This window comes from Pseudovibrio sp. Ad26 (genome assembly GCF_001623285.1).
Taxonomy (GTDB): domain Bacteria; phylum Pseudomonadota; class Alphaproteobacteria; order Rhizobiales; family Stappiaceae; genus Pseudovibrio; species Pseudovibrio ascidiaceicola.
In genome coordinates, this window is the sequence record NZ_LMCE01000001.1 from 24,100 (window position 1) to 37,429 (window position 13,330).

The 13,330-nt window shown below is 50.6% G+C and carries 11 protein-coding genes; 7 read left to right on the forward strand and 4 right to left on the reverse strand.

Features of this window, described 5'->3' with window-relative positions; genetic code table 11:
* Positions 1–26 precede the first annotated feature (26 nt).
* The 5 genes from secA to PsAD26_RS00135 all read left to right on the forward strand — a co-directional run bounded on the left by secA (position 27) and on the right by PsAD26_RS00135 (position 5,960).
* Positions 27–2,819, forward strand: a complete 2,793-nt coding sequence (gene secA / locus PsAD26_RS00115; protein WP_063308792.1) for a preprotein translocase subunit SecA — start codon at positions 27–29, stop codon at positions 2,817–2,819.
* A gap of 172 nt (positions 2,820–2,991) precedes the next feature.
* Complete coding sequence (locus tag PsAD26_RS00120; RefSeq protein WP_208985426.1) at positions 2,992–3,759, forward strand: class I SAM-dependent methyltransferase; 768 nt, start codon at positions 2,992–2,994, stop codon at positions 3,757–3,759.
* A 98-nt stretch (positions 3,760–3,857) separates the two neighbouring features.
* Positions 3,858–4,400, forward strand: coding sequence for a PadR family transcriptional regulator (locus PsAD26_RS00125; RefSeq protein ID WP_063308793.1), 543 nt, complete (start codon positions 3,858–3,860; stop codon positions 4,398–4,400).
* A gap of 10 nt (positions 4,401–4,410) precedes the next feature.
* Positions 4,411–5,016 (forward strand): GyrI-like domain-containing protein, encoded by a 606-nt coding sequence (locus PsAD26_RS00130; protein WP_063308794.1) that lies wholly within the window; start codon positions 4,411–4,413, stop codon positions 5,014–5,016.
* Positions 5,017–5,267: 251 nt separating this feature from the next.
* A complete protein-coding gene (locus PsAD26_RS00135) occupies positions 5,268–5,960 on the forward strand; it encodes a hypothetical protein (protein ID WP_208985427.1) in 693 nt (230 codons plus the stop codon).
* Positions 5,961–6,032: 72 nt separating this feature from the next.
* On the opposite strand, the gene PsAD26_RS00140 is transcribed toward PsAD26_RS00135, so the two are convergent.
* Positions 6,033–6,644 carry a L,D-transpeptidase gene (locus PsAD26_RS00140; RefSeq protein ID WP_063308796.1) on the reverse strand — a complete coding sequence of 204 codons (612 nt, stop codon included), beginning with the start codon at positions 6,642–6,644 and terminating at the stop codon, positions 6,033–6,035.
* A 349-nt stretch (positions 6,645–6,993) separates the two neighbouring features.
* Between PsAD26_RS00140 and PsAD26_RS00145 the strand changes: the two genes are divergently transcribed.
* Complete coding sequence (locus PsAD26_RS00145; RefSeq protein WP_063308797.1) at positions 6,994–7,776, forward strand: alpha/beta fold hydrolase; 783 nt, start codon at positions 6,994–6,996, stop codon at positions 7,774–7,776.
* Between the two features lie 82 nt (positions 7,777–7,858).
* Here PsAD26_RS00145 and PsAD26_RS00150 read toward each other — a convergent pair whose 3' ends face one another.
* Positions 7,859–9,058 (reverse strand): FAD-dependent oxidoreductase, encoded by a 1,200-nt coding sequence (locus tag PsAD26_RS00150; RefSeq protein WP_063308798.1) that lies wholly within the window; start codon positions 9,056–9,058, stop codon positions 7,859–7,861.
* 250 nt (positions 9,059–9,308) lie between these two features.
* On the reverse strand, positions 9,309–11,339 hold the full coding sequence (locus PsAD26_RS00155; RefSeq protein ID WP_063308799.1) for a HAMP domain-containing methyl-accepting chemotaxis protein: 2,031 nt from the start codon (positions 11,337–11,339) through the stop codon (positions 9,309–9,311).
* A gap of 165 nt (positions 11,340–11,504) precedes the next feature.
* Here PsAD26_RS00155 and PsAD26_RS00160 point away from each other — a divergent pair, with 165 nt between their 5' ends.
* Positions 11,505–12,377, forward strand: a complete 873-nt coding sequence (locus PsAD26_RS00160; RefSeq protein WP_208985428.1) for a DMT family transporter — start codon at positions 11,505–11,507, stop codon at positions 12,375–12,377.
* Between the two features lie 2 nt (positions 12,378–12,379).
* Here the strand turns inward: PsAD26_RS00160 and PsAD26_RS00165 are convergent, their stop codons facing one another.
* Positions 12,380–13,264 (reverse strand): YihY/virulence factor BrkB family protein, encoded by an 885-nt coding sequence (locus tag PsAD26_RS00165; RefSeq protein WP_063308800.1) that lies wholly within the window; start codon positions 13,262–13,264, stop codon positions 12,380–12,382.
* Positions 13,265–13,330 lie beyond the last annotated feature (66 nt).

Here is a 13,330-nt window from a genome sequence, read left to right on the forward strand (position 1 = left end):
GCGCCCAAAGTAGGAAGGACCGCCACATGGTGGGGCTCGGCGCACTCGCTCGTAAGATATTTGGTTCAGCTAATGACCGTCGGATTAAGACACTTAAGCCCACAGTGGACGCTATTTCTGCTTTGGAGCCGGAAATGGAAGCTCTGACAGATGAACAGCTGAGAGCCAAAACTGACGAGTTCCGCGAGCAACTGGCAAACGGCGCAAAGCTGGACGACCTCTTGGTCCCGGCATTTGCAGTCGTGCGGGAAGCTTCCCGCCGCGTCCTTGGTCTTCGTCACTACGACGTGCAGCTCATCGGTGGTATGGTTCTCCATGCTGGAGAAATCACCGAAATGCGCACCGGTGAAGGTAAGACCCTTGTTGCGACTGCTCCAGTATACCTTAACGCATTGACAAGTAAGGGCGTTCACGTTGTGACTGTGAACGATTACCTGGCAACGCGTGATATCGAATGGATGGGTCAGGTTTACCGGTTCCTAGGTCTGACGACTGGTTTGATCGTCCATGGTATTTCTGATGAAGAGCGCAAAGCCGCTTATGCAGCAGACGTCACATACGGCACCAACAACGAATTCGGCTTCGATTATCTTCGTGACAACATGAAGTATGATCGCGAGTCCATGTGCCAGCGCCCGCATCATTATGCAATCGTGGATGAAGTCGACTCCATTCTCGTGGATGAAGCTCGTACCCCTCTGATTATTTCCGGCCCGCTGGAAGATCGCACAGACTTCTACAATCTCATCGATACATTTATTCCTCAATTGACTGAAGAGGACTTTGAACTCGACGAGAAAGCTCGCTCCGCAACCTTCACCGAAGCAGGTAACGAGAAGCTTGAGCAACTCTTGACAGAAGCAGATCTTTTAAAGGGCGAATCGCTTTATGACGTGGAGAACGTGACAGCTGTTCACCATCTGCAGCAGGGTTTGAAAGCGCATAAGCTTTTCCAACGCGATAAAGATTACATCGTCCGCAACGACGAAGTCGTTATTATTGACGAGTTCACTGGCCGCATGATGCCAGGCCGTCGTTTCTCTGAGGGCCTCCACCAGGCTTTGGAAGCAAAAGAAAAAGCTGCTATCCAGCCAGAGAACCAGACACTCGCATCCATCACATTCCAGAACTACTTCCGCATGTACGACAAGCTGGCTGGTATGACCGGTACAGCAATGACGGAAGCTGAAGAATTCATGGACATCTACAGCCTAGACGTGGTGGACATTCCAACCAACGTTGCTGTTCAGCGTGTCGATGACGACGATGAAGTGTACCGCACAGTTGCCGAAAAATACGACGCTATTCAGGTGCTCGTAGATGACTGTCATGAACGCGGTCAGCCTGTTCTTGTAGGCACGACATCCATTGAAAAGTCCGAGATGCTCGCCGAGCTGCTCGTAAAGAACGGCTACACTCAGATCGATGTGTCAGACCCTCTCGGCTTTGCAAGCATGTACACTGGTAAAGATGCAGGCAAAAAGAAAGTCTTTGCCGTTCTGAACGCTCGCTACCATGAACAAGAAGCAACCATCATCGCACAGGCTGGCGTGCCCGGCGCTGTAACCATCGCAACCAACATGGCTGGCCGTGGTACTGATATTCAGCTTGGTGGTAACGTTGAAATGCGTATCTCCACCGAACTCGGCGATATGGAAGCTGGCCCAGAGCGCACAGCGAAAGAAGCGGAAATCAAAGCTGAGATCGAGCAACTGAAGCAACGGGCATTGAATGCTGGTGGCCTTTACGTTGTTGCAACTGAGCGCCATGAAAGCCGCCGCATTGATAACCAGCTGCGCGGTCGTTCTGGTCGTCAGGGTGATCCTGGACACTCCAAATTCTTCCTGTCTCTGCAGGATGATCTGATGCGCATCTTTGGTTCTGAGCGTATGGACTCCATGCTTCAGAAACTCGGTCTGCAGGATGGCGAAGCAATCGTTCACCCTTGGATCAACAAGGCGCTGGAAAAAGCACAGCAGAAAGTGGAAGCCCGCAACTTCGACATTCGTAAAAACCTGCTGAAATTCGATGACGTTATGAACGACCAGCGTAAAGTGGTCTTCGATCAGCGCCTCGAAATGATGGACCCTGAAGTCACTCAGGAAGCTGTGGCAGAAATGCGCGAAGAGTTCGTTGAAGACCTCGTCGCAGCACACATTCCAGAGCGTGCTTACCCTGAGCAGTGGGATACTGAAGGCCTTCAGGAAGAAGCACGCACAAAGCTTAACCTCGACCTGCCAATTATTGAATGGGCAAACGAGGAAGGCATTGCAGACGAAGAAGTCACCGCTCGCCTGAAGAAGGAAGCCAACCAAGTGATGGCGGGTAAGGCTGCAAACTACGGTCCTGACGTTATGCGTCAGATCGAGCGCGCAGTTCTCCTGCAAACCATCGACAACTTGTGGCGTGAGCATCTGGCAAACCTTGATCACCTGCGCTCCGCAGTTGGTCTGCGTGGCTACGCACAGCGTGATCCACTTCAGGAATACAAAACAGAGTCCTTTACTCTCTTTGAAAACATGCTGAGCACTCTGCGCCAGACAACCACATCACAGCTGATGATGGTTGAGTTGGTTCAGCAACAGGCTCCGGAAACACCGCAGATGCCTTCCCACATGGAAGCTCATCACACCAATCCTTTGACTGGTGAAGACGAGATGATTGAAGCGGACCGCCAACTGGCTGAAGCACGTGCAGCATCTGCACCAGACGGTCGTGAATCCGATGACCCTGAAACATGGGGCCGTGTAGGTCGTAATGAGCCTTGCCCATGTGGATCTGGCAAAAAGTACAAGCATTGCCACGGCGCACTTGTCTGATCCGGCATTAATCAAGTTCAAGAAAGGGCTGCTTCGGCAGCCCTTTTTTATTACAGGCTAGCCTCCCACTTCACACCAAGGAAATCTGCACCAGAAAGGCGGGAGTATTCCTAAAGCCTGAGAATGCTAATCTACGCTTCTTTCAGCTCCAATTTGTAAGAAGCGGCAAAACATGAACACTTCAAGCACGCTCGATTTTAACAAGGTCCTTCGACAGCTCACCCCAAAAACCAAACTGGAAAGAACACGAGCATCCGTCGAAGAGCATCTCGGACAGCGTATCGAAGCGTTCTACGCACCTGCAAGAAACAGCTATCTGGCTCAACTCTGCGACGTGTACGGCAGTGACAAAGGCACCAACTGCCCGGAAACCACCCAGTTCAACTGGGAGCCTCACACCTACACCGATTTCTACAGCATGATTTTCGATCATTGCCGCGACAAGATCACAAACGTACTTGAATGCGGTATCGGCACAAACGATACCAGTTGCCTTTCTAACATGGGTACAGAGGGCAAACCCGGTGCCTCCCTTCGTGTCTGGAGAGACTATTTCCCTCACGCAGAGATTACGGGCCTCGACATCGACGAGAAATGCCTGTTTTCCGATACACGCATTCAGACCTTTCAGGTCGATCAGACCAGCCCGGAAAGCATAGCGAGCTTCAAAAGCAACGCACAACCAGAGCCCTACGACTTGATCATTGATGATGGTTTGCATCATTATGAGGCGGGGATTGTCTTCTTCGAGAACGTTAAAGACCTGCTTGCAGACCATGGCGTCTACATGATCGAGGATGTGAACCGCCACGACATTCATCGCTATGCGGAGTACTTCCAAAAGCGTGAAAGCAAATTTAACTGTCGCTGCCTCCTACTCTACCGGCAACATGTGAGCCTGCGCGACAACATGCTGGTTATGGTAACACGCAAGCATTAGCCTCACTCCGCACATAGCCCTCTGAAAAGCCAGATATTGACGACTCAACACCATTATTCTAGTGCTAGAATATAATCTTATTCTAAGGCTAGAATAGCATGTCTGAGAGCCTCACTGACAGCGAACTCCTCGTCCTCGGTCTTGTCTCCGAGATGCCCCGCCATGGCTATGAGCTGGAACAGGTCATCGAGCAGCGCGGGATGCGCGAGTGGACGCAAATCGGCTTCTCTTCCATTTACTTCGTATTGGGTAAGCTTGAGAAGAAGGGCCTCGTCACCTCAGAGAAGCCCACTGGTGCCAAAGCTAAGAAGAGCTTCATCATGACCGAGGCTGGTCAAGAAGCACTCGTTACACAGACGCTCTCAGCCATCACCACAGTTCGCCCAACATATTCATCGCTACTCATGGGCATGATCCACTGGCCAGCACTGCAACGAGAACAGGCCCTAGATGCATTAAGCCAGCGTAGCAAAGCAATCCAAATAGAACTCATCCGAATTGAAGGCATCCAATTAGACCAGCAGCCTTTACCTGATCACGTAGAAGCCCTCTTTGACTACTCCATCGCTCAACTCAAATCAGAGGCAGACTGGCTGCAGAAAACTCTGGACTACATGACCTGCAAACCATGGAACACATGAGGACACAACGATGACCACGATCGATTTCAGAGACAGACTGTATGACCTATACCGCCCGCCAAGCGACCATTTTTCGTTTGTCGATGTTCCTGATATGCAGTTCGCTGTGATCGATGGCAACGGGAACCCTGAAGGGGCATCCTTCGCTCAAGCGATCAAATGGCTTTTCACCGTGATCTATCCCATCAAACGTGATGCGAAGAAGCGGATGGGAAAACGCTTTGCGGAACCACCTCTGGAATGCCTGTGGTGGGCCGACGATATGAATGACCTCATCACCGGTAATAGAGACAAGTTGAAATGGCGTTTGATGATCGTTCTGCCTCATTGGACCGATGACGCCCTTTTCGCTCAAGGCGTAGAAACTGCAGTCGGGCGGCTTGGAGAGAAACCCACAACGCTGCGCAGAGAAATTATGACAGAAGGTCGCTCAGTCCAGATCCTTCACAAAGGCCCTTATGAAGGCCTACGCAACACCAGCGCAAAACTCTATCAGGAATTCCTGCCGGAAAATGGCCTGAAACCAAACGGACACCATCATGAGATCTACCTTGATGATGCAACACGAACAGCACCGGAAAAGAGAAAAACAATCATCAGACAACCTGTGATCTAAATACTCTTTCAGAGCCTTGAGTCTGGCTCTCCAGAGCACAAACAACTAGCTGAATTAAAAATAACAATAAATACCATAGCCTTACAGCTTAATATTTCCTAGGCGATACTCCGCTACAATCCTGAGAAAACAAAAACCGTGTGGTAGCGGGGTTCTCAACCTCCGCGTCTCAGGAGCAAAAGATGGCCTCAGATATCTTGGGGAATGCATTTTATAGGTTTCTAACATTGATGTTAGTGAGCGGTATGTTGATGGGAGTACTCTCACGACCAACTGCAGCACAGTCAGAAACGCCCCCTTCTCCACAACAAGATCAGGCACCAGTCTCAGATGCGGCCTCTGAACAACCAACGACCAGCCAATCCTCCGAAGTGAAACCGGGCTACTACAGTCAGGTAGACCAAAGCCTCGGCGTCCTACTCTCCATCTACGATGCACCATCAGACGATGCTGCTGTTATTGTTCAACTGCCCGGAGATACAATCCTCAACTCCGACGGTGAACAAAAGCAGGTTGACGATCTGCGCTGGCAACATGTCAGCCTCGGAGAGATAGAAGGTTGGGTTGAAGCCCAAAAGCTGAAAGCCGCTATACCCGTCCCATTCGCCGGGACCGATCTTCCGGTTCTGGGCGTCTGCGGAGGAACTGAGCCGTCTTGGAGCATTGAATGGAACTCCAGCGTAGTAACTTACTCGAACATCACCGGACTGCTCCATCGCGTCCCGTTTCAGTCAGTAAAAGCAGAAACAGACAAGAACACCACATTGCTTCAGGCAGGTAATGAAAGCATCGATCTACAAATGACCATCTCCGAGAAGCAATGCACCTTCACCCCACTGGACTCTTTCGTTTGGGGAGAGGCTGTCGCCACCATCACACAGCCTGGGCAAAAACCAGTAACACTCAAAGGGTGCTGCAGACCAGTCTCAGATGGCTACCGCTGAACCGCATCCAACTGCCCAATAAAAAAACCCGGGTCGCCCCGGGTTTAATTCTCTTAGCCCGTCATTCGTGACTTAGTTCACGACAACCTTGGCACCAATATCGACATTGTCATAAAGATAGGAAACATCTTCGTTGAACATGCGGATACATCCGGATGAAACAGCACGACCGATGCTCCAGTCCTCAGTGGTACCGTGGATACGGTAGATGGTAGCACCCAAATACAGCGCACGAGCGCCCAATGGGTTGTCTGGACCACCCTTCATGTAACGTGGAAGAGTACGGCCTTTTTTCGCTTCGCGACGGCGCATTTCTTCCGGCGGTGTCCAACCCGGCCATTTTGCTTTGCGGGTGATACGCTCGGTACCATTCCACTCAAAACCGTCACGGCCAACGCCGATGCCATAACGCATCGCTTTGCCGCTTTCCTGCACGTGATAGAGATAGCGCTTTTCGGTATCAATGATGATGGTACCTGGCTTCTCATTAGTACGGTACGTGATCAGCTTACGCTTGAACTTACGGCGAGCTGAGCTGGATGCCATGGCAGGAGAATCTGGGAAGATGTCCCATTGGCGTGTGTCTGGATTCCACAGCTTGCCCGCGCTTGCTGGTGCTACAAACACAAAGCTAACCAACGTACAAATGACAGCAAATATTCCCTTGCGAAGATGTCCTCGCATCGTCACCCCCTGAAATTGGCGATAGCCCCTGACCCTGCGGGGCCTGTCGAATTTTAAAAATAAATCAGCACCGAGAAAGAACAAACTCTACCAAAAAAAATTCTCGGACCTCTGAGTTTCCATATGTTTCAAATTGAGACTGATTATCAACATCTGATAATCGATATCCAAGCAAAACCTCACTTTCGCGGGTCATTTGTTTCACTTTTTTCAATTTTCCTCATGCCAAGCGAAATTTTCACTCAATTCTATCGGTTCATCTGCTGATAAAAAAATCCTGCCTTAGCCTAAGTCACAGGTAAACCTCTGAATGAAAGGGGCATATAATACGGCCAATGGGAGGCCTTATATGAATATCGATAGTATCCAAGATGTAACCTGCCTGCCTTTCACCGCCTTTGGCCCTGAAAGTGCAGAACCAATTATTTTCATCCATGGTTTTGGTGGCGACGCCAGCACATGGCGCAATATTCAAGTTCAGCTAGAAAACAAACGTCGCACAATCGCATTTGATCTTCCTGCGCACGGACGTGCACTGGCCGATTTTGAACCATGCAACGCAGTGGGCTCGGCAAAAGCCGTCGTGAAATCTCTCGATGCGCTGAAGCTCGACCGCGTCCACCTAGTCGGTCACAGCATGGGCGGTGCAATTGCAACACTGATCGCCATGCGCAGCTCAGAACGCATCGCAAGCCTCACTTTGCTTGCTCCGGGCGGATTTGGCCCTGAGATCAACGCAAAGCTTCTGCGCCGATACGCAGTTGGCCAAACAGAAGCAGAACAACAAGTGCTGCTGGAACAGTTTGTCGGCCTTGACTTCGAACTTCCGAAGAAACTGGCAGACTATGTGGCCACGCAGCGTTCCACTCCGGGCGCTGCTGAAGCACTCAAAGCTGTATCGGGCCTTATTCTGGAAGGTGAAAGTCAGGGCGTACTGCCAACTGGTAAACTCGGCGAACTGCCAATGCCAATCAAGGTGGTCTGGGGCACGCAGGACAAGATCTTGCCAACCCGCCAATGCCATAAACTGCCAGGACCAATCGCCTGCCACGTTTTCGATCGTGTCGGCCACATGGTTCACATGGAGATCCCGCAGGAAGTGATCCGGCTAATTCTGGAGAACACCCGTTAAAGCCAACATCCCACCTTAGTGCTGGGATTTGACAAAAAGAGCGTGCCGGAGATCTCTCTGGCACGCTTTTAAAATCACTGGATTAAGCAGGTGGAAGCAGTCCGTCTTTCCACTCCTGCCCAATCACCCGACGCGCCATCATGTGAGAACGCGGATGGTTGATACTATCAACCGCAATCAGCTTGCCCTTTTCCAGATACGCGACATAGAAGCTGTCGGAACTTGTATCCCCAACAAGCACAGCCTCATCGTATCCATTAGACAAACCGGCAATCTGCAGTTTGATATGATGCTGGTCAGACCAGAACCACGGCAGAGGATCATAATCATGACTGTGATCATGATCTGGATCAGTCAATGCAACAGCGACTGCCTTTGCCTGATCAATCGCATTCTGAACGCTCTCCAGACGAATGCTGCGGCCATAGCGCTCTGAGAAGAAGCGAACACAATCACCACAGGCATAAACATCCTCGTGAGAGGTCTGTCCCGCTCCATCAACCAGAATTCCGTCATCCACATCCAGACCAGCAGCCTCAGCAAGCTCCGCATTCGGCACGGCACCAACAGCAGAAAGCACCAGATCACACGGAATTTCACTGCCATCAGCAAGTTTCACGGAAGAAACCTTGCCGTCAGTCCCTTCAATGCTAGTCACACCGGTTCCGCAAAAAAGTTCCGCGCCGTTGCCGGAATGCAAACCATGGAAGAATGATGAGATGTCAGGCGAAACCACACGTTTCAGCAGGCGTTCCTGCGCTTCCAGCACAACAACATCAAGCCCCATGCTTTTTGCAACAGCCGTCACTTCCAGACCGATATAACCACCACCGATAACGACCAGTTTCTTGTCAGGCACAAAGAGTTGCTTGATGAGCTCAACATCACCAATGGATCGAAGCGTCACAACGCCTTCTAGCTCCGCACCTGGCAATGGTAAGTCGCGAGCGCGGGTTCCGGTTGCAAGCAGCAACTTGTCCCAACTCACCTCTTCACCGCTTGCCAGCCTGACACTCTTCTTCTCCAAATCGATGCTATCAACATGCGCATTGACCTTCAGATCGATATTGTTGGTTTCATAAAACGCTTCTGGACGAATAAACAGCGCATCCGGCGCCACATCTCCACTCAGAAACTTCTTGGAGAGCGGAGGGCGTTGATAAGGCGGCTGAGGCTCGTTTCCAAGCATCACAAGCTCACCTTCATATCCCTTTTGTCGAAGAGTTTGCGCGGCCTGTACACCTGCTTGTCCAGCACCCACCACAACAATCTTATTAATCATTCTCAAAACCCGTATTAGTCGCAGTCAAACAACACAGCAGATCCGTATTGTCTGCTTTGCTCAACAAACCCGTACCGCAAAAGCAATGTGGCGCTTAGCCCTGATAAAAACCAGAGCAAGCGCCACATTTAAAATGAAAATTTGTGAAGATCTTAAGGTCGTATCTCTGAAAAGTGCCTTGTGGTTTTCAGAGATACGCTATTCAAATCCCTAAAGCAGTTTGAAGTCGTCGAAACGAAAGCAAACTGCTTTAGGCAGCGCGCACTTTTTCAAGGAATGCACCAACAGTATTGTTGATGTGATCCGCCTGACGAGAAAGCGCGTCGGCAAGATCAGACACAGTCCCGCCAGTGCTACGTGCATTGCTGGATGCATTTTCAACCATTTGCATTGCGCTCGCCCCTTCCTGAGAGCTCTGCGTCGCATTCGCTACATTCTCAGTAATCGACTGAATGGCTGCGTTCTGCTGCTCAACAGATGCCGCAACAGCCGCTGCGATCTGGCTCATTTCGTGAATAACATCACTCACATCACCAATAGCACCAACCGCTTCCGCTGAGGCCTCCTGAATGGAACCAACCTGTTGTGCAATTTCTTCGGTTGCCTGAGAAGTCTGGTTTGCCAGCATCTTCACTTCCGATGCCACCACAGCAAAGCCTTTGCCGTGCTCACCTGCACGGGCCGCTTCAATGGTCGCGTTCAAAGCAAGCAGGTTGGTCTGGTTCGCAATATCACGAATGAGCCCAACAGCTTCACCAATACGGTTTGCGGCATCACTTAACAGATTCATGGTTTCAGCAGTTGCCTTGGAACCTTCAACCGCACGGTCTGCAACACTCGTTGATTGCTCAGCCTGTCCAGCAATCTCGTTGATAGACATGGCCAGTTCTTCCGTAGCGGCAGATGCACTGGAGACATTCTCAGCAGCACTCTCAACGGCACGACCTGCGGATACGGCCTCTTTCGATACGTTGTCTGCAGCAGAGCCCACATCATTAGACGCCTCACCAAGCCCATCCGCAGCGCTGTGCAGACTACTCAGCGCTTCAGCAACGGTTTGCTCGAATCCAACAATGAGATTATCGACTTGCTCGGCACGGGCCTGTTTCTCAGCATTTTCATTATCTTGATGATCCTGCAGCTTGCGCCGCTCCTCAATATTGTCGCGGAACACCTGCAGCGTCTGCGCCATGGCGGAGATTTCCCTACCGCCTTTATTGAGAGGAATAACGGCTGACAAATCATTCTTAGCAAGCAACGCCATAGCATTACGCAGTGCATTCAGATTACGCAAAATACCGAAAATCAGCAGCGAACCAAGGATGAAGAGGGTCAGCGCAATGCCACCAACTGCAATGCCCAGATAAAGATTGGTTTGCTGAGTTGTCGCTGTCAGACGTGCCTGCGCATCATTTGCGCCCTGCACAGCAGCGCTCTTCAAGTCATCCAGACGTGGTGGCAAAAGGTCAAATAGGTTCGCAAGCAACTCAGAACTTGTTGCTCGCTTATCATAGGCCTTTGAGTAAGCCTCAAATGCTTTCTGATAGGCCAGCATATTGGTTTTAACCTTCTCAGCAACAGCCGGGTCAATCTGCGCTCGAGGAATGGTGCGTTCATAACGGGAGAAGGCCACTTCAAACGCGCCGAGAGAGTTTTGACTACCGGTCAACGCATAATCCAACTGAGCCCGCGACAGGTCACTAAACGTGTGCATCAGCTTCAGAGTATTGGGGTCTTTGCTGCGTCTATGCTTTTGTTTAACGGCGGCTTCTGCCTGAGAAAGCGTGGCTGATAATTCTTTCTGCAAACCACGGTCAGCATCATATCCAAGCGTTGACTGATAGCCGTGCAACATCTCAAAGGCACCACTGATTGCATCAACGGTATCCCGCGCATCGGAAATTTCGAGGAAGTAATCCATGGCAACCGGAAGAGTACTCAGTTCCTGCAACTCAGTCTGCGCTTCACCAACCAACGTGTCGAATCGACTTTTCAGGCTGTCGCTCGGCACATTTTCATAATCTTTTTGTGTCGATTGTAGCACACCTGCGGTAATTGCAATCGTCTGGCTCAGCTCAGCAAGTTCGGTGTATTCTTTCGACTGCAGAAAAGCAGCCTCCGTTTGCTGCTGGCTCCAAAGATAAACAAAGCCAACACCACCAAATCCGATAAGTGTCAGAATACCAAGAGCAATTGCCCGAAACCGAATACTTACATTTCGAGTTAACGAGAAAACTTTATTTCCCGTAGAAGAAATAGCCCGCGTCCAATTTACTCGCATCGGAGACCCCTAGACCGATAAAATTACTAATAGTATTTTTAATTATTCCTCACAGGTATAAGTTCAAATCGTTTAAAGATTACAAATAATGCATCGCACAAATGATTTTGTTGCTCACCCCACCCAGCGTCATGTGCTAAAGACGCATAAAAATAAGACACACCATTGCTCTCGCTTACCAAACTAGTTCCCATTATTTTCGTTTTGCTCTGGTCTACCGGCTTCATCGGTGCCCGCCTCGGAGCGCCTTATTCAGAACCTTTCGCGTTCTTGAGTCTCCGCTTTCTGCTCGTCCTGCCGCTGATGGGCATGATTGTCTGGTTATCTGGCAGAAGCTTTGCACTAACGCGTAAACAGGTCCTCCACGCTGTCGTTACCGGCATGCTGGTACATGGCATCTATCTCGCTGGAGTATTCTGGGCCATCGACAACGGTATGCCAGCAGGCGTAACTGCTCTTATCACCGGTCTGCAGCCCTTCATCACCGGCACTCTCGCCTATTTCCTACTGAAGGAAGATGTGACGCCACGCCAATGGATCGGCCTTGCTGCCGGATTTGTCGGCATTGTACTGGTGATCTTACCCAAAATGGGAAGTGGCGTTGCGCAGATCCCTCTTTGGACTGTGGCAGCTGCCTTTGTGGCAACCCTTGGCATCGCCTTCGGCACCACATGGCAAAAGCGTCAGCCAACGAATACAGATCTGATCACAGGCATCTTCTACCAGTATTTCGGCGCCCTGCTCATAACTCTACCACTGTCCATGACTGAAAGCTGGGTCATCACCTGGTCCGGTGATCTGATCTTCGCATTGGCATGGTTGGTCATTGTGCTGTCAGTGGGTGCTGTCCTGCTGCTCATGTACCTGCTCCAGCACGGAGCCGCATCAACGACAGCAACGCTGTTCTACCTGACACCAGTCGCCGCAGCCGTTGCAAGCTATTTCCTTTTCGGAGAGACGCTCAACATCATCCAGTTGATTGGCATGGCCATCGTTGTCGTTGCAATCGCTGTCTGCCGACCAAAGCAGAAGGCTTAAGCTCAGCCCTCGGTATCAGAACAAGGGCCAGCCTCAACACGCTGGTTCACACGGCGCACACGCATCAGCGCTGCATTAAACTCGCCACCCAGAATAAAGATGACGGCTGTCAGATACATAAAGATGATAGCCGTCATGATACCAGCAAGACCAGCATACAAAGACACATAGTTCGCCCACCGCGCCAAATAAGCACCAAAGGCTGTACCAGCGATAATCCAGAGGATCATTGTCAGTATAATACCGGGCAACACTTCAAAGAAGCTACGACGGCCAGCCGGCAGATACATATGAGCTGCCAGCAGAGCAAACATCAGCAACAAAGATGTGATGCCATAACGGACAATATTCGCCTTGTAGCTAAACTGCTCCATAACCGGTGCCAGATGAACAGCCCATTCCCAAGCCAGCGGACCAAACACGATCAGGAACGTTGAAACCATCAAAACAGCAGTTCCAATCAGAACCGCCAGAATGGATTGTGTTCGGCAGAAGAACCAACTGCGATTATCTCGAACACGATAAGCACGGTTCAACCCGACTCGCATGGCCTCAACGCCATTGGACGAGAACCACAGCGTGACGACCACACCAAAGGTCAGCAAATCACCACGTGGCTGAGTGAGAACGGCTTTGATTTCACCGGAAACAGGGCCAGCCACACGTTCGGGCCAGACATCAAAGATCAACTCCGTCGCACTTTGTGCAACCGAGTTCAGACCAAGAAAACCTGAGAACGCCGCCACAAATATCAAAAATGGAAACAGAGCCATCAACGATGACAAAGCCACATGGCTCGCCACAGCATAACCATCATCAGAGTTGAAATGCCCGAGAGCATCTGCAAGCACCTGATACAATTTTCCCCAAAGGCCACGTTTCTTCATAAAACTGATCTGGTCTGTCTCTCTGTAAGTTTCAAGTTAGATAATAGACGGGACTTCAAGAAATAT

What these genes read in the sequence shown, in the direction of transcription:
- secA (WP_063308792.1), top strand. Translation starts at nt 27, where the DNA reads ATGGTGGGGCTCGGCGCACTCGCTCGTAAGATATTTGGTTCAGCTAAT.
- PsAD26_RS00120 (WP_208985426.1), top strand. Translation starts at nt 2,992, where the DNA reads ATGAACACTTCAAGCACGCTCGATTTTAACAAGGTCCTTCGACAGCTC.
- PsAD26_RS00125 (WP_063308793.1), top strand. Translation starts at nt 3,858, where the DNA reads ATGTCTGAGAGCCTCACTGACAGCGAACTCCTCGTCCTCGGTCTTGTC.
- PsAD26_RS00130 (WP_063308794.1), top strand. Translation starts at nt 4,411, where the DNA reads ATGACCACGATCGATTTCAGAGACAGACTGTATGACCTATACCGCCCG.
- PsAD26_RS00135 (WP_208985427.1), top strand. Translation starts at nt 5,268, where the DNA reads ATGGGAGTACTCTCACGACCAACTGCAGCACAGTCAGAAACGCCCCCT.
- PsAD26_RS00140 (WP_063308796.1), bottom strand. Translation starts at nt 6,644, where the DNA reads ATGCGAGGACATCTTCGCAAGGGAATATTTGCTGTCATTTGTACGTTG.
- PsAD26_RS00145 (WP_063308797.1), top strand. Translation starts at nt 6,994, where the DNA reads ATGAATATCGATAGTATCCAAGATGTAACCTGCCTGCCTTTCACCGCC.
- PsAD26_RS00150 (WP_063308798.1), bottom strand. Translation starts at nt 9,058, where the DNA reads ATGATTAATAAGATTGTTGTGGTGGGTGCTGGACAAGCAGGTGTACAG.
- PsAD26_RS00155 (WP_063308799.1), bottom strand. Translation starts at nt 11,339, where the DNA reads ATGCGAGTAAATTGGACGCGGGCTATTTCTTCTACGGGAAATAAAGTT.
- PsAD26_RS00165 (WP_063308800.1), bottom strand. Translation starts at nt 13,264, where the DNA reads ATGAAGAAACGTGGCCTTTGGGGAAAATTGTATCAGGTGCTTGCAGAT.